Genomic DNA, 21244 nt, shown 5'->3' with positions numbered 1-21244 from the left:
CCTGACCCGACCGAACCGAGTCGGCCGACCCGGTCGAGCGGGCCGATCGCCCGGCTACTTCGCGCGTTTGGCGATCAGGAGCTCCAGACCGTCGAAGATGCGATTCAGCCCGAAGTCGAGCGCGTCGTCCTGGGCGGACCCGGCGGCGGCGGCGGACGCGACGGCGGTCGTGAGGGCGGGGAACCGCTCGCCGTGCCGCTCCAGCAGCTCGGCCAGAACCGAGATCAGCTCCCCCTCGGTGCTGCCCGCCCGCACCCCCGCCGGCGTCACCGTGGTCAGCACCTGCTGCGCCAGGTTGCGAACGTGACCCGTCACGAGGACGACCGCGTCCAGCTGCTCGGCCCCGTCGAGCCCGGTCGGGGCGAGCGCCTCGACGGCGCACTCCAGCCAGCCGAGCTCGTTGGGGCCGACCGGCCGCTGACCCACGGTGACCTGGAGCAGCCAAGGGTGCTGCCGGAGGACCTCCCAGAACCGCCGCGCCCACTCCCCCAGCTTGGCCCGCCAGTCCCCCCCGCCCAGGGCGGACGGCTCCCCCAGAGCCGTGTCGATCATGAAGGCAATCAGCTCGGTCTTGCCGGGAAAGTAGCGGTACAGCGACATCTTCGTGAAGTCGAGGTCGGCGGCGACCCGTTGCATGGAGACCATCGCGAGCCCTTCGGCGTCGGCGATGCCGATGGCCGCCCGCGCGATGCGCTCGGGGCTGAGCGCGGGCTTGGGCCCCCGGGTCGGCCGGCCGACCGCCCCCCAGAGCAGCTCCAGGGCGCTCGCCTGATCCTTGGACCCGAACTCGCCGTCCTTCTTCGCCGCCATCTGAGCTCCCCTTCGCATTGCGCCGCCCTGAAACTGCGTCTATCGTACACCGAGTGTCCGTCGGACACAGTTATCGAAAGGCGCTCCCCCATGCCCATCTCCAACGCCCGAAAGTGGGGCACGCTGGTCATCGCCTGCCTTGTCGCGGTGATCCCCAACATCGACATGACCGCCCTCAACCTGGCCATTCCCAACCTCAACCGCGACCTGCACCCCTCGGCCACCCAGATCCTGTGGATCGCCGACGCGTACGGCTTCGCCCTGGCCGCCCTGCTGGTCACGATGGGCGGGATCGGCGACCGCATCGGCCACAAGAGGCTGCTGCTCATCGGCACCGTGGGGTTCGCCGCCGCCTCCGCGCTGACCGCGTTCACCCCGAACGCGGAGCTGCTGATCGCGGCACGGGCGCTGCTCGGCGTCGCGGGGGCCACGCTCATGCCGTCCGCGCTGTCCCTCATCCGCCGCGTGTTCACCGAGCCGAAGGAGCGTACGTCGGCGATCGGGATCTTCAGCGCGGCCGGCGGGCTCGCGGTCGGGCTCGGCCCGGTGCTCGGCGGCGCGCTGCTGACGCACTTCTGGTGGGGCTCGGTGTTCCTGATCAACGTGCCGATCATGGCCGTCGCCTTCGTCGCCGGGCTCGTCGTGCTGCCCGAGGCACGCGGCCCCCGGCCCGGCCGCCTCGACCTGCTCAGCGTGCCGCTGTCCGCCGTCGGCGTGCTGGGCATCGTGTACGGGGTCAAGGAGGCCGCCCTGTACGGCCTCACCGAGGCGCACGTCGTCATCTCCGTCGTCGTCGGCGTCGCCGGGCTGGTCCTGTTCCTGGTGCGGCAGGGCAGGGCGGCGGACCCGCTCATCGACATCAGCCTGTTCAGGCGGGCCGCGTTCACCGGTTCGATCAGCACGAACCTCTTCGCGATGTTCGCCCTGGTCGCCCAGTCGCTGATCTTCTCCCAGTACTTCCAGCTCGTCCTCGGCTGGACGCCGCTGACCTCGGGCCTGGCCGGGCTGCCCGCCGCCCTGGCCTCGATGGTCGGCGGGGGCGTGCTCGCGCCCGTCCTGATCAACGCGCTCGGCCGGGCCCGCGCCGTCGCCACCGGCCTGATCGTCGCCGCGGTGACCTACGCACTGTTCCTGCTGGCCGGCGTGGAGTCGAACTACCTGGTGCTGCTGATCCCGATGATCCTTTCCGGCGGCGCCATGGGCCTGGCCCTGACCATCACCGGTGACACGGTGCTGGCCTCGGTGCCGAAGGAACGTTCCGGAGCCGCCTCGGCGATCTCCGAGACCGCCACCGAGCTCGGCGGCGCGCTGGGCATGGCCGTACTGGGCAGCATCCTCAACGCCGTCTACCGCCACACCCTCGTACCGCCCGCCGGGCTCACCGCCGGCGCGCGGAGCGCGGCCGGCGACTCTCTCGGCGCGGCGATGCAGGTCGCCACCAAGCTGCCCGGAACGCTCGCGGGTCAGCTCACCACGGCCGCCAGGGAGGCCTTCGTGAACGGCATGCACGTCGCCCTGCTCGGCAGCGCCGGCTTCGCCACCTTGGTGGCGGTCGCCGCCCTCATCACTCTGCGCCACGTGCCCAAGGTCATCGACGACCACGAACCGGCCGTCGCCACCCACTGACCTCGTACAGAACAGGAATCTCCCATGGAATTGTCCCGCCGGAACGCGCTCGCGGTCGGAGTGGCCGGTGCCTTGGGGCTGGGCCGCACCTCCCCCGCCCGCACGTCCCCCACCCACACGGACAGTGGCGGCGCGGCCATCGCGCTGACCCGCGTCACGGTGATCGACGCCACCGGCGCCCGCCCACGGCCGGACATGACGGTGATCGTCAGGAACGGCCGGATCGCCGCCCTCGGCCACGACGTCGCGGTCCCCGCAGATCTCCAGCTGCGGAGCAGGGACGTCGGGAGGTGCGCAAGGCCAAGCGCGCAGGAGCCGACTTCATCAAGGTCTACAGCAGGCTGGACCGCGAGAGCTTCCTCGCCATCGCCGATGAGGCCCGCAGGCTGCGTCTGCCCGTCTGCGGTCATGCGGCGGACGCCGTCCCCATCGTCGAGGCCGCCCGGGCGGGGCAGCGCAGCTTCGAGCACTTCTTCCCGGCGCTGTTCGGTGTCTCCGGCAAGGAGAGCGAAGTACGCCGGCTGATCGACGCCATCAAGATCCAGGGCAAGGGCACCGGGGTCCACGACTGGTTCGCCGCGATCCACCCGGCGGACTGGCTCGCCTGCACCACGTACGACCCGCACCGCGCCGCCGACGTCTACGCCCAGCTGAAGGAGAGCGGCGCCGCCATGACGCCCACCCTGGTCATGCACCGCGTCACGGACCTGCCCGACCACGTCGTCGCCGACAAGGAGCGGCTTCGCTACCTGCCGCCAGGTACCGAAGAGTCGTGGAAGGCCGCCCTGGCGGAGATCTTCACCAAGGGGCGTACCTGACGAGCTGGCCCAGCTGGTGGCGGCCGGTTTCACCCCGATGGCGGCCCTGCAGGCGGCCACCCGGGATCCGGCCCGCCACCTCGGCCTGCAGGACTCGCTGGGCACCATCCGCAAAGGCCACCTCGCCGACCTGGTGGTCCTGAACGCCAACCCGCTCGACGACATCCGCAACACCCTGCGCATCCATTCGGTGATGACCCGGGGCCGCTACCTCTCGGCAGCCGACCGCGACCGCCTGCTGGCGAGCATCGAGGCCGCCGCCAAGACCTGATGTCCGTCCGGGACGCGCTCGCCGCGTCTTCGTCCCCGGAGTGGCGCTTCGTACCCCGAGTAAATCCACGAGCGCCCGCGCAGGTCGATAATCGCTGGCATGTGGTTCGGGGTCCTGGGCGCGGTGGAGGTGCGGTCCGACGACGGCGGGCTGATCAGCGTCGGCGGCCCGCGCGTACGTTCCCTGCTGGCGATGCTGCTGCTGGACGCGGGCCAGGAGGTGAGCGTGCGGCTGCTCGTCGAGGGCCTGTACGGCCGGAGCGATTCCGCGCACGCGCTGCAGACCCAGGTGTCGCGACTGCGCCGCGGACTCCGGGCGGCGGGTGGCGAGCTGGTCGAGTTCGGTCCCGCCGGTTATCGGCTGGCGGTCGATCCCGAGGACGTCGACGTTCACCGGTTCGAGCGGCTCGCCGCCGAGGGACGGCGGGCGCTCGCGGCCGGGGATCACGTCAAGGCCGCGCCGTTGACGCGGTCGGCCCTGGACCTGTGGCGGGGACCGGCGTTGGACGACGTCATGACCGCGCCCTTCGCCGAGCCGCAGGCCGCCCGCCTGGAGGAGTTGCGGATCGCCGTGCTCGAAGACCACATCGAGGCGCGGCTGGGCCTGGGTGAGCACCATCACCTGGTGGCGGAGCTGCCGGGGATCATGGCCGCGCATCCGTTGCGGGAACGCCTGCGCGGGCAGCTCATGCGCGCGCTGTACGGAAGCGGTCGCCAGGCCGAGGCGCTCGAAGTGTACGAGGACGCCCGGCGGACCCTGGCCGGCGAGCTCGGCGTCGACCCTTCCCCGGAGCTGCAGAACGTCCACCTCGCGGTGCTCCGCGCCGAACGCACGCTCGCCGAGGTTCCACGAGCCGGGGTCCCCGCTCAGCTCACCAGTTTCGTGGGGCGCGGGGAGGATCTCGGACGGGTCGGCGAGCTGCTCAAAAGGGGCCGGCTGGTCACGCTCACGGGGCCGGGCGGAGTCGGGAAGACCCGGCTGGCGATCGAGGCGGCGGCGCGGGAGCCGGGAGAGGTCCGCTTCGTCGACCTGGCCCCGGTCTCCGACGTCCCGCAAGCCCTGATCGGCGCGCTGGGCCTGCGGGAAGCCGGGCTGGTGCCGTCGCTGTCCGGCCCGCTCGACGCCATCGACCGGCTGGTCTCGGGGTTGGCCGGGCGGCGGCTGCTGCTCATCCTGGACAACTGCGAGCACGTCCTGGACGCGGTCGCCCGGCTCGCCCGCCACCTGCTGGCCGCCTGCAGTGGCCTGCGGATCCTGGTCACCAGCCGGGAGCGGCTCGATGTCACCGGTGAGACGCTGTGCCCGGTCGCGCCCCTCGCGGTCCCGCCGCCCGAAGCCGCGGCCTCGGACGGGTTCGGGCTTCCGGCGGTGCGGCTGTTCGCCGACCGGGCCGCGGCCGTCCGTCCCGGTTTCGCGGTCGGCGACGCCAACATCTCCCTGGTGCTCCACGTGTGCCGGACGCTCGACGGGCTGCCGCTGGCGATCGAGCTGGCCGGCGCCCGGCTGCGTTCGCTGACACTCGACGACGTCGCGGTACGGCTCGACGACCGGTTCGCGCTGCTGTCCCGCGGCGATCGTACGGCGGCGCCCCGTCATCAGACCCTCCGCTCGGTCGTGGCCTGGAGCTGGGACCTGCTGAGCCGGGACGAGCAGGCGCTGGCGGCGCGGCTGACGGTGTTCGTCGACGGCGCCACTCTCCACGCGGCCTCGCGGGTCTGCGGGCTGCCGGATGCCGAGGTCGTCGAACGGCTGGCCGACCTCGTCGACAAATCCCTGGTCGAGACCGCCGACGGGCGCTACCGCATGCTGGAGACGGTCCGCGAGTTCTGCGCCGAACGGCTCGCGGGCACCGGGGAGGGCGAGCGGCTGCGGGCGGCGCACGCGGCGTACTTCCTCGACCTGGCCAGGACCGCCGAACCCCACCTGCGCGGCCCGGACCAGCTGCACTGGCTGGCCAGACTCGACGCCGAGCGCGGCAATCTCGACGCCGCGCTGCGCTGGGCCGTACGCGCCGACCCACTGCTCGCCGTCCAGCTGATCACCGCCCTGTCGTGGCACGGGCAACTGCGGGGGCTGAGCGGCGGCCGCGGCCCGATGGCCGCCGAACTCCTCAAGATGATCGGCCCCGAGCCGTCCGCCGGCCAGGAGGAGGAGTACGTCCTGTGCCTCGCGCACGCGGCGGCGTCGAGCGACGGCTACGACCGCGAACTACGCCTGTGGCTGGACCGCCTGCCGTCGGCCCCGACCGCGGCCGGGCCGCGATACCCGTTCCTGGCCGTGCTCCGGCTCATGGTGCTCGGACCTCGCCGGGACGAGGTGTTCGGGGCCGATCCGTGGTCCCGGGCCTTCGCCCGGTTGGCCGCGGGCACCAGAGGACTGCTCGACGGAGATCCGGCAGAGGCGGAGCGGGCGTTCCGCGCGGCGCTCGGCGGCTTCCGCGCGGTCGGCGACCGCTGGGGAATCGCGACGGCGCTGGACAACCTGGCCTGGCTCAGCGGCCTGCAAGGGGACGAAGCGGCTTTCGTACCGCTGATGGCAGAGGCCCTCGACCTGGCGGGCCAGTTGGGCGCGGTGGAGGACGTGACGCGGATGCTCGTCAGGAACGCCGACGCGCTGGCCACGGCCGGCCGGCCCACCGCCGCGCGGCAGGACTACGAGCGCGCCGCCGAGCTCGCCCGCGGCACCGGCCTGCCCGAGGCGCAGGCCGACGCGCAGCGAGGGCTCGCCGACCTCGCGCGCCTGGACGGCGATCTCGCCCGCGCCCGCGAGCTGTACGGACTGGCCATGGACGGATGCGAACGGGAGTCGATGAGCACCCGATGGACGCGGTGGCAGGTCCTCATCGGCCTGAGCCGGATCGCCCAGAGCGAGAACGACGCCCGCCTGGCGCAGTCCTACTGCCACCTGGCCCTCATCGCCGCACTCGTTCACGGGAACCTGCCGGCCGCGACCATCGCGGCGGAAGGCATGGCCGCGGCCTTTCTCGGTCCGCCGCAAGCGTGACTGCCAGCGGTTGGTAAGCGTTCGGTGAGCGGCCGCATCGAGGGTTGGGGGCACACACCGATCACTGACTGACTGGAGTTCACCATGCCGAACCTCACCGGAAAGACCGCCCTGGTCACGGGCGCATCGCGGGGCATGGGCCGCGCCATCGCCCAGCGCCTGGCCGCCGACGGCGCGCGGGTGGCCGTCCACTACGCCACCAGCGTCGAAGCGGCCAAGGAGACCGTGTCCGCGATCGAACAGGCCGGCGGCAGCGCCTTCGCGGTCCAGGCCGAGTTCGGCGTGCCGGGCGACGTGGACGCGCTCGTGACGGGCCTGGGCGGACAGCCGCTGGACATCCTGGTCAACAACGCGGCCTGCGGGAACCTGGACACGCTGTTCGCCGGCTCGATCGACCGGCTGACGCCGCGGCAGTTCGACGAGGTCTTCGCGATCAACGTGAAGGCGCCCTTCTTCCTCGTCCAGGCCGTACTGCCGCTGCTGCGCGACGGCGGGCGCATCATCAACATCTCCTCGCTGTCCGCCCGGATCGCGCTGTCCACCCAGATCGCCTACGCGATGAGCAAGGGCGCCGTGGAGATCATGACCCGGACCCTGGCCAACAGCCTCGGCGCGCGCGGCATCACGGTGAACGCGGTGGCCCCGGGCGCGACCGACACCAACGTGAACGGCGTCCTGCACGCCCCGGAGACCAGGGCCGCCATAACCTCGGGCACCGCGCTCGGCCGGATCGGCCGACCGGCCGACATCGCCGACGCCGTCGCCTTCCTCGCCTCGGACGACGCCCGCTGGATCACCGCGAACGTCCTGGACGCCACCGGCGGCATGTTCCTCGGCCCGCTCGGATAATTGAAGAAGCCCCAGCTCACATACATGAGCTGGGGCTTCCTTGTCGGTGCGCCGCCAGGGACTCGAACCCCGGACCCGCTGATTAAGAGTCAGCTGCTCTAACCAACTGAGCTAGCGGCGCCCGCAACAGATGTAACTGTAGCAGCCGCCGCGCACCCCCCAGAACATCATCCGAGCCGCTCTCCCAGCGCCTCGTAGGCCCCCAGAACCAGCTCCCAGAACCGCTTCACGTCCAGCGACGTCGCCACCAAGGCGTTGGGCCGTCCGTCACGGAGTTTGAAGTCGGTGACGGTCATCCCCGACGTGTACCGGCCGGCCGTCTCCACGTTCACCCGTGCCGGTACGCAGGTGAACAGCGAAGGGTCGATCACGTACGCCACGGCGCACGCGTCATGAATGGCCGGGCCGTCGTCCGCCGTGACCTGGCCGTAGAACTGCGCGGCGGGCACCAGCAGCTCGGACAGCCGGCCGAGCGGGCGCATCCGGTCCAGGAGTTCGCTGGTCACCATGGCCGTGAGCGTCACGTCGAGGCCGAGCATCTTCACCGTCCAGCCGGCGTCGAAGGCGATCGCGGCCGCCTCCGGGTCGGCCAGCATGTTGAACTCCGCCGCGGGATTGGTGTTGCCGCGGGTGAAGGAGCCGCCCATGATCACGAAGTCGCGGGCCCACTCCACGACGCGCGGCTCCCGGCGTACGGCCAGCGCGATGTTGGTCAGTGGGCCGATGGCGACCAGCGTGATCTCGCCCGGGGCGGCCCGCAGCGTCTCCACGATGAAGTCCACCGCGTGGCCGTCGGAAACGGGGCGGGTGGCCGGTGGGAGGACGGCGTCACCCAGGCCGGACAGGCCGTGGACGTCGGCGGCGCGGACCGTGTGGCGCACCAGCGCGCCCGCGCTGCCTGGAACGACCGGAACGTTCCCGAGGTCGAGGAACTCCCTGAGCGCCAGCGCGTTGGCCGTGGTCAGCGCGAGGTCGACGTTGCCGCCGACCGTGGTGATGCCGACCAGCTCCAGGGCCGGGGTGCCCGCTACCAGCGCCAGGGCGAGCGCGTCGTCGATGCCGGGATCGCAGTCAATGAGGACCTTTGTCACAGAACCGAACAATACGCATGAATCGGGGCCGGACAGTCCCCCAACTGTCCGGCCCCGACCGAGGGCGGTCCAGGCCAGCGATTTCCCCCAAAAACGCCGGCGGTCCCGCACTGCGAACAGCGGTCCCCCTCCGCGTCCGCTTCGGTAAAAGTCTGCAAGTCAGTCGCAGGACTCTTGACCTGCCTCGACACTACCGAGGCGAATGCAACGAACGTGCCATAGCGGGGTCGAATGTCCGCCTAATCCGGCTAAGGGATCTCCAAACGGACCTCCGTCCCTTCCTGGAGGGAGCGGCTGACCGTGCAGTACTTCGCGTGCACCCGCTCGGCCACCGCCCGGAAGACCTCATCCGCCTGCTCGGACGGGACTTCGACGTCATAGGTCACCGTGACGGGACCCAGCAGGTTCGGCTCGATCTTCTCCGATCCGACGGTCATCGCCAGGCGGATCAGCCTTTGCCCGCGCTTGGCGGTCAGCGGCTCCACCGTCACGATGTTGCACCCGCCCACCGCCGCGAGCAGCAGCTCGACGGGCGTGAAGGCGCCATCCTCGTCGCCGCCGCCGATCCGCACCTCCGCGCCACGGGCGTTCGTGGCCCGGAAGCCGCCGTCTTCGGTCCGCTCAACACGTACGTTAGCCATGTTTCAGACACTACTCAGACGCCTCTCATGTTCGGCGCGCATCGTCTATCCCATGGCTAGCGAGGCAAAGGCGAATCAGCCTCTCATCGTGTTCTGGTGTGGTGTCGCGGTCGCCGAGTTCGGTGCGATCCAGCCGGGGTTCGGGTACCCGTGGCGTCCTTCCGCGTGGGCCGTCGCCGGGTTGCTGGTGGCGCTCGGGCTGCTGTCGGTCAAGGCGCCGGAGCTCCTCCGGTCGGAGCAGGCCAGGCGGCGCCTGCGCCTGGCCGGGTACGTGGTGGGCACGGTGCTGGTGACACACCAGCTCAGCTCCACCGCGTACGTGACCACCGCGAGCCGCGCCGGCTCCCTCCTCCTGTACGGCATCGCGGCCGTGATGGCCGTCTGGCACCACGCCGTACGGGCCACGACCAGGGGCTCCCTGCTCATCGTCGCCGATCTCGAACCCGCCGGGCTGCGCGACCTGCTCGCCACCCACACGGGCGACACGGTGACCGTCTACCGGACCGACCGGGTGACGGACGAGCTACGCGAGCTGGAGGCCGAGCACGGCCTGGTGGTCGTCGCCGGTCAGGAACACGACCCCCGGGCCAAGGAACGGCTCAGCGCCTCGGGGCTGAGCCGTCAGGTGCCCGACATCGCCGAACGCACCGTGATCGTCGCCGGCCCGCGGCCCTTCAAGCGGTACGTCCGGGGCGCTCTCACGCGCCTGTCCGTACCGAAGGCGCAGGTCAAGACAACCAACTTCAAACGTAAGCCATTGGTTTAACAAGGCATTACGCGCGCCGTGGGACGGTTGCTGCGAACAAGGAGGCAAGGTGACGACTTTCCCCGGAAGCGCCCGTGTCGAGATGGTCATGGGCATACCCGTCAGCGTGGATATCCGTACGGCCCTGCCGCGGCGAGAGCTGGCTCCCGTACTCGACGACGCCTTCGCCTGGCTGCGCTGGGTGGACGAGACGTTCAACCCCGCCAGGGAGGACAGCCAGATCAGCCGGCTGAACCGCGGCGGGACCATCAGGCAGATCCCGGAGCTCATCGAGGTGCTGCACCGCTGCGACGAGCTCAGCGAGGCCACCGGCGGCTGGTTCGAATCCCGGATCAACGGCGTCATCGACACCTCGGGCTACATCAAGGGCTGGGCGCTCGAACGGCTCTCCCGCGCGCTGGCCAGTGCGGGTGCCGTCGATCACCGCATCACCGCCGGCGGGGACATCAGGGTGCGCGGCTCGGCCGCCCCCGGCAAGCGCTGGCACATCGGCGTCCGTGACCCGCGCACCGGCCTGGTACGCAAAGTCGTCTTCACCCACGACATGGGCATCGCCACCTCGGGCGGCGCGAACGTCGTCGACCCGCACACCGGCGTCAAGCAGGACAAGCTCGGCTCGGTCACCGTACTCGGCCCCGACCTGGGCGCCGCCGACGCCTACGCCACCGCGATGTACGCCATGGGCCCGGTGTTGGCCAGGCGCTTCGCCATGGACCTCGCGGAGGCCGAGCACTACCAGACCATGATCATCAGCCGTGACGGGCAGGAGATCAGCACGCCCGGCTTCGCCCACTACGGCAGCACCGAAACCCAGCTGGCGGGCTGAGGCGCGGGTCAGGCGTCGGGATGTTTGCTCAGGTATTCGAGGTAGACCGGTCGCAGCGCCTCGCCGAGCTCACCTTCTCCCGCCGCGAGGGCATCGCTGAGCAGTGCGGACACCCGGCTGAGGTCGTTGGCGGTCTCTGTGTCGTGACCGCTGGCGGCCTCCGCCGCCGGGATCACCCTCAGCAGGTTCCACAGGAAACCCAGATCACCGTGGCGTACGGCATAGCTGACGGCACGGTCATGCAATTCGCTGGCCGACAGCGATTCGAAACCCTCGGACTCCATCTCGCTCCCCTCCCCCGCACGTCTCTGCCCATCGTTGCCCATCGATAACGCGTATCACAGTGCGTGGCCGGAATGCACATATCCGGTCATCACGGTGAGCCCCTATCGGAGCACCGATGGGTAATGGGAGGATCAACCAGCGTGAGATTCATCATCAGAACCCTGGCGGCCGCGGTCGCCCTCTGGGTCGCCATCCAGTTCATCGATGGCATCCAGATCACCGGCCCCCAGAACACCCCCACCTACTGGGGCACTCTGCTCGTCGTCGCCCTGATCTTCGGCCTCATCAACGCCATCGTGAAGCCGATCGTCAAGGGGCTCGGCTGTGCCCTGATCGTGCTGACGCTGGGGCTGTTCCTCCTCGTCATCAACGCGGCCATGCTGCTGCTGACGAGCTGGATCTCCGGCCAGCTCGACATCCCCTTCCATGTCAGCAACTTCTATCCGGCCGCCTTCTGGGGCGCGATCATCATCAGCGTGGTCAGCTGGCTGCTCGGCCTGTTCATCCCCGACAACGATTGAGCTCGATGGAACTCGACGGTGCCGGTCTGACCTGCGCGCAGGTCCACGCGGTGGCGTACGGCGCGGCCCGGGTCACGATCTCCTCACTGGATCGGGCCCGGGCGGCGTGGGGAGCGGCCCAGGAGCTGACCGGGCCCATCTACGGGCAGAGCACCGGAGTCGGGGCCAACAAGGACGTGGGTGTGGAGGGGGGCGGGCTCGACCTGCTGCGCAGCCACGCGGGCGGGGCGGGGCCACTCGTCGCGCCCGAGCGGGCCAGGGCGATGCTGGTGGTACGCCTCAACCAGCTGCTGGCGGGCGGCTCGGGCGTCGATCCGGGCGTGCTGCCGGTGCTGGCGGGGGCGATCAACGACGGCTTCACTCCCCCGATCCGCACCTACGGCGCCATCGGCACCGGCGATCTGGCCGCTCTCGCCACCGCGCTGTGCCTGCTGGGAGAGCTGTCCTGGCAGGGGCCGACGGCGAACGCGCCCCGATATCCGCTGGCGTCCGGGGACGCGGCGCCGTTCCTCAGCTCCGGCGCCGCGACGCTGGCCGACGCCGCCATCGCCGTACACCGGCTGCGCGTCCTGCTGGAGGCCGCCGTCGACGTGGCGGCGTTCAGCTTCGTCGCGGTGTCCGCCTCGGCCGAGCCGGTGGCCGCCGTCGTACAGGAGGCCCGGCCGCACCCCGGCCAGGCCGCCGCGGCCGCCCGCCTGCGCGGGCTGCTCGCGCGGGAGTTCGCCGCCCGCATCCAGGACCCGTACGGCTACCGCGCCTTCGCCCAGGTGCACGGTGCCGCGCTGGACGCGCTCGACCGCGCCGAGCGGGTCGTCGAGACCGACCTGAACGCCGCCGCCGAGAACCCGCTCATCGCCGACTCGCTGGCCTGGCACAACGGCAACTTCCACTCGGCCCCGGTCGCGCTGGCGCTCGACGCGCTGCGCGCGGCGCTGGTGCCGACGGCTCAGCTCAGCACGGCCCGGCTGGCCACGCTCATGGAGCCCGCCTACACGGGGCGGCTACCGTTCCTGGCGGCGCGGCCGGGCGGGTCGGGGGCGATGATCCTGGAGTACGTGGCCCAGGACGCGCTGGCCGAGCTACGCCACCTCGCGAACCCGGTCACGGCCGGGACCGCCGTCATCTCCCGGGGGACCGAGGACCACGCGGGCTTCGCGACGCAGGCCGCGCGCTACGCGCTGCGCTGCGTGGAGCCACTGGAGATCGTGCTCGCCTGCGAGCGCCTGGCCGCCACCAGAGCACCCAATGTCCCCGACCGTCCCCTCTCGGATGATCTGGACGCCGCACGTGCGCTGATCTCCAACAATTTCCTTCTTGTACGGCAAGCCGTGGGCACCCGCCACCCGCCGCACAGGGCCGAGGGCCTCCAGGAGGACGGCCGCTGACCCGCACGGGGATCCCACCGTGACGGCCCGCCGAAAAGCCCGGCCCTACTTCGGCGCCTTGCCCACCGAACCGCGTTCGCGGAGCGTCGGCTGTTGCACGACCCGGCGGCGCCGCGTCCCCCCGTCGGCCGCCGCCGACATGAGGCGGACGGCCGCCCGCACGATGCCGTCGATGTCCCAGTCCACCGTCGTCAGTCCGGGCGTGAGCAGCCCCGACATCGGGTGGTTGTCGTAGCCCATGACCGAGACGTCGCCCGGGATCGACAGTCCCAGCTCGGCCGCCGCCGCGTAGACGCCATAGGCGATCGAGTCGGCGAAGCAGAACACCGCGCTCGGCCGGTCGGCCTCCAGGATGCGGTGGGCCGCCTCGGTGGCCGCCGCCAGGCCGTGGGACGCGGTGGTCACCACGACGTCGAGACCGAGGCGGTCGGCTTCGGAGGTGACGAGCACGTCGGCCGGACGGTCGGGGGTGCTGGTCAAGGTGGGCGTCAGCACGGTGATCCGCCGGTGGCCCATGGCGTGGAGATGTTCGAGGGCGAGGCTGACGCCGCGGCGGTTGTCGAAGACCACTTCTCCGGCGGTGCCGGCGAGTGAGTCGCCGATCGCCACCACCGGCAGCGACTCGCACAGATCCGCCCAGAACGACGCCGCCGGATCGACGGGCTGCACGATCATGCCGTCGACCCGCTGGTCGCGCAGTTGCTGGGCGAGGGCCCGCTCGCGGGCCGGGTCACCGACCGCGTCGAGGATGAGCGCGTAACGGTCCTTCTCCCGCAGGCCCCTGCTGATGCCGACGGCCAGCGACTGCTGCCAGAGGTCTTCGAGGGAACCGCAGAGCAGCCCGATCATGTTGGTGCGTCCGCTGGCCAGAGCCCTGGCGATGGGGTCGGCCTCGTAGCCCAGCTCGGCCGCGGCGGCGCGCACCCGCTCCATGGTCTCCTCCGAGACCTGCATGCCACGCAGCGCGTAGGACACAGCGGCCGGCGACAGCCCGGTCGCCTGGGCCACTTCCCGGATTGTCGCTCTCTTCCGTGGCATTAAGCCAGCCTATTGCGTGCCACCGACAGAAGCTCGCATGCCGAAGGGACCGCTGGCGTGGTTCATCCAGATCCGGGGGCTAGCGGCCTGCCGTTGACATTTGTCTTGTGAAGCGGTTCACTGAACCGTATCACTGAATCGCTTCACAAGCTCGAATCGCCAGCGTGATAGGTTTACCTGCAATACTAGTAGGAAATAGAGGGAGGTGTGGCCGTGAGCATCGACATTCATCAGCATCTGTGGACCCGTTCGTTCGTCGAAGCGCTCCGCGGCCGGACCGTCCCTCCGTACCTGGACGGCTGGACGTTGTTCCTCGACGGCGAACCGCCCTACGAGGTCGACCCGGCCGACCACGAGAACCGGGACGTCACCGGGCTGGAGCTGGCCCTGGTCTCGCTGTCCAGCCCGCTGGGCATCGAGTTCCTGCCTCCGGAGGAGGCGTGGCCGCTGCTCGACGCCTATCACGAGGGCGCGCTCGCGCTGCCCGCGCCGTTCGGCGCGTGGGCCTCGACCTGCCACAGCGAGCCCGACCCCGAGCGCCTGGCCAAGGACCTCGACCGCGGGTTCGCCGGGCTGCAGATCCCGGCGACCGCCCTGCCCGACGACCGCCTGCTGGACGTGCTCACGGAGCGGGACCTGCCGCTGTTCATCCATCCGGGCCCGGCCGCGCCCGCGCCGCCCGGCACACCGTCCTGGTGGCCCGCGCTGGTGCCGTACGTCCAGCAGATGCACGCGTCCTGGCACTACTTCCACGCGGTCGTCAGGCCGCGCCACCCCCGGCTGCGCGTGTGCTTCGCGCTGCTGGCCGGGCTGGCCCCGCTCCACTCGGAGCGACTGATCGCGAGGGGCGGCACGGGCCGCGGCCTGGTGGACCCCGGCTGCTTCGTGGAGACCTCCTCGTACGGCCCGCGCGCGATCGACGCGATCGTCCGCGAGCTCGGCGTCGACGTCGTCGTCAACGGCTCCGACGCCCCCTATGCCACCGCACCCGACCCGGGCCTCGGCGAGGCAGCCGCCCACGCCATCCGGGTCACCAATCCCCGTCGTCTACTCAGCCGAAAGGAGACCCGTAAGTGAGCGAGCAAATCCTCGAACACACCGGCACGAATCAAACCCAGGACGGGGGTGCCTGTGCTCGGCTCCCGGAGCGCACACTGGACCGGCGCGAACTGCGCGAGCTGGTGAACGAGCTGGCCGCCAACCCGGCCGAGTGGCGGGAGCAGGTGGAGTTCCCCGCCGACGGCGGCCGGCACTACGCCTCGCTCTACCGTGACGCGTACGTCGACGTCTGGCTCCTGTGCTGGCGGCCCGAGGACGACACGGGCTGGCACGACCACGACATCTCCTCCGGCGCGGTCCACGTGGTGCAGGGCGCGCTGGCCGAATGCAACCCGCGCATCGGCGGCGAACACCTGGAGACCGTGGTGACGGAGGGCCAGTCGTTCTCGTTCGGCCCGGACCACATCCACCGGCTCAACGGCGCCATGGACAACAGCGTCTCGATCCACGCCTACTCGCCGCCGCTGTGGCGGCTGGGCCAGTACTCCATCGACGACACCGGCGTCATGCGCCGCGTCTCGGTCAGCTACGCCGACGAACTGCGTCCCATGGACGACGCCGCAGTGGCCTAGGAACGGTGTAGTGAAGGCCTGAGCACGCAGCAGCTCGCGCAGGGCTCCACATCGGGCAGCGCGATCCACAAGCAGCAGGTCCGGCGGAAGTAGCCGTCGTCGGCGGGCTCGATCAGCCCGTCGACCGGCTTGCCGATCTCGGCCAGCAGCGCCATGTAGTCACCCGCCACGAACTGCGTCAACGGGTGGGCGAACGCCTCCGCGGTCGAACCCCAGAGCGTCCGCTCACCCACCTTGACCATCCGGCTGATCACCCGGACCAGCGGCTCCTGCGACTCGGCCAGCGCCTGCCTGATCGGCGCGACGCCGGACCCCCAGCTCACGCGCGTGGCCGCGATCGTCACGCCCGCCCCCGACACCTTGAAGTACGTGTCGGCCAGCCGCATGGTCGGCACCCGCCCGTCGAGCGCCCAGCCGAGCGCCATCGGCATCGTGTGCCAGTAACCGTAGGTCTTCCAGAACAGCGCCGCGCCGACGTGCCGAGGGGCCTTCCAGCGCGCCGCCGTCTCGTCGACCAGCTCCCCCAGCAGTGTGTACGGCGGGCGCAGCAGCTCCGAGGCAGCCGTCCAGGTCTCGTCGGGCTCGATGACCAGGCCCGGTTCGACCCCGATCACCCCGCCGCGCCCGTCGGCCAGCCGCTGGAGCGCCTCGGTCAGCACGTGAGTCCCTCCACTACAGGTAAGCCTTACCCAACGTAGCAGGGCGCCCGGCGAACCAGCCGGCCAGCAGCTGCGCCCCCAGCACGCCGAGCCCCGCCAGCAGGGGCACCGTCCACCCGCCGGACACCTGCCTGAGCAGCCCGAACAGCACCGGCCCCAACGCGGCAACCGCGTACCCCACCGACTGCGCGACCGACGAGAGCGCGGTCACCGACGCCGGGTCGGGCGCACGCAGCGCGATCAGCAGCAGCGCCAGCGCGAACGAGGCGCCCTGCCCGATACCGAGCACGACCATCCACAGCCACGGCGCGGCGACCGGGGCCAGCAGCATGCCGAGGTATCCGGCCACGGTCATCAGCCCGGCCCCCATCACGAACGGCACCTGCGACGGCCGCCGCCCGGCCAGGATCGGCACGGCGAGCGTGGCGCCCACCTGGACCAGATTCGTCACGCTGAGCAGGTAGCCGCCCTGGTCGGCGGGGAGCCCGGCGTCGTGGAAGATCGTCGGCAGCCAGGCCAGCATCACGTAGAAGGTGAACGACTGCAGGCCCATCAACGCGGTCACGTACCAGGTCACCCGGCTGCGCAGCACCATCCTGAACGGCCGTGGCCCGTTCTGCGGCCCCGCCTGCCCGCGCAGCGCCTGCGGCAGCCACAGCAGGGCGGCCAGCAGCGCGGGTACGGCCATCAGCGCCGAGACGCCGCGCCAGCCGTAGCCCGTGGCGTGCTCGATGGGGATCACCAGCGCCGAGGCGGTCGCGGCGCCGCCCACGATCGCGGAGCTGTAGACGCCGGTCATCAGGTTGACCCGGTCGGGGAAGTACTGCTTGGTGATGCCGGGCATGGCCACGTTCATCACGGCGATGGCGATGGCCGCGATCGCCGAGCCCGCGTACAGGGTGGGGACGCCGTCGAGGCCGCGCAGCACCACGCCGGCGGCCAGCACGAGGAGCCCGGCGAGTAGCGTACGGTCCAGTCCGATCCGGCGCGCGAGCAGCGGCGCGATCGGCCCGAACACGCCCAGGCAGACCACCATGACCGTGGTGATCCCGCCACCGCCGGCGGGCGTGAGGCCGACGTCCTTCATGATCTCGTCGAGGAGCGGGGAGATGCCGGCGATCGCGGGCCGCAGGTTCAGCGCGGCCAGCACGAACCCGGCGACGAGCAGTGCGGATCTCAGGGACATAGAACCCCTACTCTCGCATAACGCTCTGACAACGTTGTCTGGCCGTCCTACTTGGGAAAGGATCCAAGAGTGAGACCGACGATGAAGGACGTCGCCTTGGCCGCCGGCGTGGCGCTCAAGACGGTCTCGCGCGTCGTGAACGGCGAGCCGGGCGTCAATCCGGCGACGGCCGAACGGGTGCGCGAGGCCATCGAGCGGCTGGGCTACAGCCGCAACGAGAGCGCGAGAGTGCTGCGCAGGGGCCGCACCGCGACCGTCGGGCTGGTCATCGAGGACGTCGCCGACCCGTTCTACGCGGGGCTGAGCCGGGCGGTCGAGGACGTGGCCATTGTCGAGGGCTGCCTGCTGCTGAGCGGCTCGTCCGGCGAGAAGCCGGCCAGGGAGCGCGAGCTGGTGCGGACGTTCTGCGCCCGCCGGGTCGACGGGCTGATCGTGGTGCCCGCCGGCGACGACCACTCCTACCTGCGGCCCGAGCTCGACGCCGGGACGCCCGCGGTGTTCGCGGACCGGCCGCCCGGGCCCGGGCTGGACGTCGACACCGTGCTCAGCGACAACGCGGGCGGCGCCACGGAGGCCATCGGCCACCTCCTGGCGCACGGCCACCGCCGGATCGCCATGCTCGGCGACCATCCGTCGATCTTCACCGCGGCCGAGCGGCTGGCGGGCTACCGCTCGGCCCTCGGCCAGCTCTTCGATCCCCGGCTGGTGGCGATGCGTGCCCCCACGCTTGAGACGGTCCGCACGGACCTGGAGCGCATGCTGGCACTCGACTCGCCGCCGACTGCCCTGTTCACCGGCAACGGCCGGCTCACCATCACCGCGTTGCGCGCGCTCGGCGGGCGGCGGATGGGGCTGATCGGGTTCGACGACTTCGAACTGGCCGACCTGCTGACGCCCGGGGTGACGGTGGTGGCACAGGACCCGGCCGGGATGGGACGGGTGGCCGCCGAACTGCTCTTCCGCCGCCTGGCCGGGGACGGCGGGCCGTCGGAGCACGTCCAGCTGCCGGTGCGCCTCATCCCCCGGGGCTCGGGCGAACTGTCTCCGTAACCTCTGGGGCGACATCCGGACGAACGTCTCCCGCGAAAGGGCGGACGTCTCCGGCAGAGACGGGGCCGGTGTCCGGACGTAGTACGCCGGACAGGGCCAGGGCGACGAGGATGCCCGCGAGGCCCGCCGCGGCGATGGCCGGTCCCGGGCCGATCGCCTCGCCCAGGGCGCCGATCGCCGCCGCGCCGATCGCCTGTCCGGTCATCAGCCCGGCCGACAGCAGCCCGAACGCCTGCCCGCGCACCTCCTCCGGCACCGACTCGACGAAACGCCGCTGCAGCCCGAGCTGGTAGGACAGCCCGGCAGCGGCCACGGCGGCGATCACCGCGGCCCACGCCACGCCGGGCGCCGCCAGGAAGGCCAGCCACGGCAGCCCGATCAGCACCGCCAGCGGCAGCGACAACCGCTCCCTGAGCGCCGGAGCCGCGAACCGCCCCACACTGAACTCGCCGACCGCCATCCCACCCGCCGCCAACGCCAGCACCACCCCCGCCTGCCCCCGCCCACTCAGGTAGGGCACGATCATCGCTTCGGCCCCCGCCAGGCACATACTCGGCAACCAACTGGCCAGCAGCAGCCCCCGCACCCGCCGATCGACCAGCAGCAACCGATTCACCCGCAACGTCACCCGCACAGCTCCACCACGCACGACCGCACTCCCGACCGCGTCCGGAACGGCCGTGTCGTACGGGGGCGCACCGTCTGAGGACGCGCCGTCTGAGGACGTGTCACGAGCAGCCGTACCGCGCCCAGCCGCGTCCGGGGCGGCCGTCCCGTGCGTAGCCGCGCCACGGGCGGGCCGGTACGGCAGGCCGTACCGCAGCACCACGGCGGCCACCGCCGAGAGCGCCGCCGTGACCGCCAGTGCCCCGCGCGGCCCCGCCATCGCCAGGAAGGCGCCCCCGACCGCGAGCCCCGCGATCTGGGCGCTCGCCGACGTGACCCCCATCAGCGACCGGGCCAGCACGAACGCGTCCCCAGGCAGCACATCAGGCAGCAACGCACTCCGCGCCGCCTGGAACACCGGCGCGAACAACCCTGTCACCAGCACCAGCCCGAGCATCACCGGCACCGGCAACCCGGCGAAGGCCAGCAGCAGGCAGACCACCACCCTGACCAGCTCCCCCACGACCATCACCGCCCGAGGCGGCAGTCGGTCGGCCAGGGAGAGCAGGAACATCCCGCCCACGATGTACGGCAGCCAGCCGGCCATGTACGCCGCGGCCGAGAGCCCGGGCGACCCCGTCTCCGTGTACACCAGCACCGACAGCGCCAGCATCTTGATCGAGTCACCGGTGATCAGCAGCGCGAAGCTGCCGAACAGCACCCGGAACTCCCGCACCGCGAACACCTGCCCGAAGGTGGCTCCACGCTCCGTCAACCCGCACCCCCACGTTGAAAGGGCGATCCCGGAGGGAGGTCTCGGGACCGCCGGACACGATGCTGCGGGAGCACTCCCGGCGGAAGCGACACTTTCGGATATAAACGAAAGGTGTTCAGGATCGAGGTCACTCCGCAGGACATAGTGGCCAGCCGGTTCGCCATCTCGCCGCTGATCGAGACCATGCACGCGCAGTGGGTGATAGAAGGCCGCACCGCGGCGGGCGCGCATCGGCGCTGGGCCGACAAGTGGCGCGAACCGTACAAGAAGCTGGTCGGCCGCCATCCGGCACTGCGCGCCCTGGCGGCGATCACCGGCAACAAGGGCAGCGACAACGTCGACTTCATCGCCCCGCCGCCCGCCGGGATGAGCGTGCCGTTCGAGACCGAGCTGGCCGCCATGCGCACCACCCCGGTCGGACAGGCGCACGCGGAGATCGCCACCGCCCTGGCCGGTCGGCCGCCCGTGCCGGAGTGGACCAGGGCACTGCTGCTCGGCCCCGACGTCGTCCAGGTGCTGGCCGACGCCTACGAGGCGCTGTGGACGGAGATCCTGTCCAAGGACTGGCCACGCTTCCAGGCGATCCTGGAACGCGACGTGGTGCAGCGGGCGGGCCGGCTGGCGGCGTACGGCTGGGCGGCGGCGCTCGACGACCTGAGCGAGCAGGTCCGGTGGCACGGCGACGGGTACATCGAGGTCCGGATGGGCAAGGGCGAGGAGCGGCATCGGCTGGGCGGCAAGGGGCTGCTGTTCCTGCCGTCGGTGTTCGTGCCGGGCGTGGGCGCCTACCTGGAGGACGCCTGGCCGTACGCGCTCACGTACCCGGCCCGTGGCACGGGCGCCGAGCCGCCCGCGACAGCCACGGGCCTGGCGGTGCTGATCGGCCGCACCCGCGCCCGCATCCTCATCGAGCTCGCCGTGCCCGCCACCACCACCCACCTCGCCGCCCTGCTCGGACACAGCCTCGGCACCACCGGTGGCCACCTGGCCGCCCTGCGCGGCACCGGCCTCATCGCGGGCACCCGTACCGGCCGCACCGTCCTGTACGCCCGCACCCCGCTCGGTGACGCACTCGTCAGCGGCACCTTGTGATGCTCTCCGCAAACCCCGCGCTGGTCACCGGCAACCTGTGACTCTCTCCGCAAACCCCTACCATCCTGTACGGCAGGCACGGGAAGACCCATCCGCCGCCGCGCGCGGGCGACATTCCAGGGTTACGCTCACCGGCCGTGCCACCACCCCGCCGTGACGCGCGCACGGTCACCGGCTACGTTCCCACCCCCCGGCCGGAGTCCAAGCGCCTCAAGAAGGCGACCCAAGCGACGGCAGAAAGGCGGCCTGAGCGACGGCAGGCCGGTGAGGGTCTGACGACGCGGCCCGATTGGCCGCACGAACCCCGACCGATCA

General features: G+C 71.4%; 21 protein-coding genes and 1 tRNA gene. 13 read left to right on the top strand and 9 right to left on the bottom strand.

The features are described 5' to 3' along the window. Nucleotides 1-54 precede the first annotated feature (54 nt). Nucleotides 55-810, bottom strand: a complete 756-nt coding sequence (locus tag ACGFNP_RS41725; RefSeq protein WP_393328299.1) for a TetR/AcrR family transcriptional regulator — start codon at nucleotides 808-810, stop codon at nucleotides 55-57. 90 nt (nucleotides 811-900) lie between these two features. Here ACGFNP_RS41725 and ACGFNP_RS41720 point away from each other — a divergent pair, with 90 nt between their 5' ends. The 5 genes from ACGFNP_RS41720 to ACGFNP_RS41700 all read left to right on the top strand — a co-directional run bounded on the left by ACGFNP_RS41720 (nucleotide 901) and on the right by ACGFNP_RS41700 (nucleotide 7377). Further along, a complete protein-coding gene (locus ACGFNP_RS41720; protein ID WP_393328296.1) occupies nucleotides 901-2436 on the top strand; it encodes an MFS transporter in 1536 nt (511 codons plus the stop codon). A 290-nt stretch (nucleotides 2437-2726) separates the two neighbouring features. Then, a complete protein-coding gene (locus tag ACGFNP_RS41715; RefSeq protein WP_393328294.1) occupies nucleotides 2727-3254 on the top strand; it encodes a hypothetical protein in 528 nt (175 codons plus the stop codon). A 4-nt stretch (nucleotides 3255-3258) separates the two neighbouring features. After that, complete coding sequence (locus tag ACGFNP_RS41710; protein ID WP_393328717.1) at nucleotides 3259-3525, top strand: amidohydrolase family protein; 267 nt, start codon at nucleotides 3259-3261, stop codon at nucleotides 3523-3525. A gap of 99 nt (nucleotides 3526-3624) precedes the next feature. After that, nucleotides 3625-6528, top strand: a complete 2904-nt coding sequence (locus ACGFNP_RS41705; protein WP_393328291.1) for a BTAD domain-containing putative transcriptional regulator — start codon at nucleotides 3625-3627, stop codon at nucleotides 6526-6528. Nucleotides 6529-6612: 84 nt separating this feature from the next. Continuing rightward, nucleotides 6613-7377 (top strand): SDR family NAD(P)-dependent oxidoreductase, encoded by a 765-nt coding sequence (locus ACGFNP_RS41700; RefSeq protein ID WP_393328289.1) that lies wholly within the window; start codon nucleotides 6613-6615, stop codon nucleotides 7375-7377. 47 nt (nucleotides 7378-7424) lie between these two features. On the opposite strand, the gene ACGFNP_RS41695 is transcribed toward ACGFNP_RS41700, so the two are convergent. From ACGFNP_RS41695 to ACGFNP_RS41685, 3 genes are all read right to left on the bottom strand, one after another. Beyond that, nucleotides 7425-7498: transfer RNA gene (locus ACGFNP_RS41695), tRNA-Lys, on the bottom strand. A 46-nt stretch (nucleotides 7499-7544) separates the two neighbouring features. Continuing rightward, nucleotides 7545-8468 carry a nucleoside hydrolase gene (locus ACGFNP_RS41690; RefSeq protein WP_393328286.1) on the bottom strand — a complete coding sequence of 308 codons (924 nt, stop codon included), beginning with the start codon at nucleotides 8466-8468 and terminating at the stop codon, nucleotides 7545-7547. Nucleotides 8469-8716: 248 nt separating this feature from the next. Next, nucleotides 8717-9109: an OsmC family protein gene (locus ACGFNP_RS41685; protein ID WP_358322963.1), complete on the bottom strand. Its 393-nt coding sequence runs from the start codon at nucleotides 9107-9109 to the stop codon at nucleotides 8717-8719. A 52-nt stretch (nucleotides 9110-9161) separates the two neighbouring features. Here ACGFNP_RS41685 and ACGFNP_RS41680 point away from each other — a divergent pair, with 52 nt between their 5' ends. Both ACGFNP_RS41680 and ACGFNP_RS41675 read left to right on the top strand, forming a co-directional pair. Beyond that, nucleotides 9162-9875, top strand: coding sequence for a hypothetical protein (locus tag ACGFNP_RS41680; RefSeq protein ID WP_358322966.1), 714 nt, complete (start codon nucleotides 9162-9164; stop codon nucleotides 9873-9875). A 49-nt stretch (nucleotides 9876-9924) separates the two neighbouring features. Continuing rightward, nucleotides 9925-10701 carry an FAD:protein FMN transferase gene (locus ACGFNP_RS41675; RefSeq protein WP_393328283.1) on the top strand — a complete coding sequence of 259 codons (777 nt, stop codon included), beginning with the start codon at nucleotides 9925-9927 and terminating at the stop codon, nucleotides 10699-10701. Between the two features lie 8 nt (nucleotides 10702-10709). Here the strand turns inward: ACGFNP_RS41675 and ACGFNP_RS41670 are convergent, their stop codons facing one another. Further along, nucleotides 10710-10985: a hypothetical protein gene (locus tag ACGFNP_RS41670; RefSeq protein ID WP_214637009.1), complete on the bottom strand. Its 276-nt coding sequence runs from the start codon at nucleotides 10983-10985 to the stop codon at nucleotides 10710-10712. 141 nt (nucleotides 10986-11126) lie between these two features. Between ACGFNP_RS41670 and ACGFNP_RS41665 the strand changes: the two genes are divergently transcribed. Both ACGFNP_RS41665 and ACGFNP_RS41660 read left to right on the top strand, forming a co-directional pair. Further along, nucleotides 11127-11507, top strand: a complete 381-nt coding sequence (locus tag ACGFNP_RS41665; RefSeq protein ID WP_358322972.1) for a phage holin family protein — start codon at nucleotides 11127-11129, stop codon at nucleotides 11505-11507. 5 nt (nucleotides 11508-11512) lie between these two features. After that, nucleotides 11513-12892, top strand: a complete 1380-nt coding sequence (locus ACGFNP_RS41660; protein WP_393328280.1) for an aromatic amino acid ammonia-lyase — start codon at nucleotides 11513-11515, stop codon at nucleotides 12890-12892. Between the two features lie 45 nt (nucleotides 12893-12937). Here ACGFNP_RS41660 and ACGFNP_RS41655 read toward each other — a convergent pair whose 3' ends face one another. Then, nucleotides 12938-13900, bottom strand: coding sequence for a LacI family DNA-binding transcriptional regulator (locus tag ACGFNP_RS41655; RefSeq protein ID WP_358322978.1), 963 nt, complete (start codon nucleotides 13898-13900; stop codon nucleotides 12938-12940). A 243-nt stretch (nucleotides 13901-14143) separates the two neighbouring features. Here ACGFNP_RS41655 and ACGFNP_RS41650 point away from each other — a divergent pair, with 243 nt between their 5' ends. Together ACGFNP_RS41650 and ACGFNP_RS41645 are read left to right on the top strand one after the other, a co-directional pair. Continuing rightward, a complete protein-coding gene (locus tag ACGFNP_RS41650) occupies nucleotides 14144-15007 on the top strand; it encodes an amidohydrolase (protein WP_358322980.1) in 864 nt (287 codons plus the stop codon). Beyond that, complete coding sequence (locus ACGFNP_RS41645; RefSeq protein ID WP_358322983.1) at nucleotides 15004-15561, top strand: cysteine dioxygenase family protein; 558 nt, start codon at nucleotides 15004-15006, stop codon at nucleotides 15559-15561. The genes ACGFNP_RS41650 and ACGFNP_RS41645 overlap by 4 nt, the downstream gene beginning before the upstream one ends. Here the strand turns inward: ACGFNP_RS41645 and ACGFNP_RS41640 are convergent. Next, the gene (locus ACGFNP_RS41640) at nucleotides 15558-16220 is read right to left on the bottom strand and encodes a hypothetical protein (protein WP_358322986.1); all 663 of its coding nucleotides are present in this window, start codon (nucleotides 16218-16220) and stop codon (nucleotides 15558-15560) included. The two genes, ACGFNP_RS41645 and ACGFNP_RS41640, sit on opposite strands and share 4 nt — an antisense overlap. Nucleotides 16221-16233: 13 nt before the next feature. After that, on the bottom strand, nucleotides 16234-17406 hold the full coding sequence (locus ACGFNP_RS41635) for an MFS transporter (RefSeq protein ID WP_358322988.1): 1173 nt from the start codon (nucleotides 17404-17406) through the stop codon (nucleotides 16234-16236). 69 nt (nucleotides 17407-17475) lie between these two features. On the opposite strand from ACGFNP_RS41635, the gene ACGFNP_RS41630 reads away from it, so the two are divergent. Further along, complete coding sequence (locus ACGFNP_RS41630; RefSeq protein WP_393328276.1) at nucleotides 17476-18456, top strand: LacI family DNA-binding transcriptional regulator; 981 nt, start codon at nucleotides 17476-17478, stop codon at nucleotides 18454-18456. Here the strand turns inward: ACGFNP_RS41630 and ACGFNP_RS41625 are convergent. Beyond that, nucleotides 18422-19837 (bottom strand): MFS transporter, encoded by a 1416-nt coding sequence (locus ACGFNP_RS41625; protein WP_393328274.1) that lies wholly within the window; start codon nucleotides 19835-19837, stop codon nucleotides 18422-18424. The genes ACGFNP_RS41630 and ACGFNP_RS41625 overlap by 35 nt on opposite strands. Nucleotides 19838-19948: 111 nt before the next feature. Between ACGFNP_RS41625 and ACGFNP_RS41620 the strand changes: the two genes are divergently transcribed. Next, a complete protein-coding gene (locus ACGFNP_RS41620; RefSeq protein ID WP_393328272.1) occupies nucleotides 19949-20929 on the top strand; it encodes an ArsR/SmtB family transcription factor in 981 nt (326 codons plus the stop codon). Nucleotides 20930-21244 lie beyond the last annotated feature (315 nt).

Source organism: Nonomuraea sp. NPDC049269 (assembly GCF_043197155.1).
GTDB lineage: Bacteria > Actinomycetota > Actinomycetes > Streptosporangiales > Streptosporangiaceae > Nonomuraea.
Note: the sequence above shows the minus strand (reverse complement) of the source record. Positions and strands in the feature narration are given on the sequence as shown.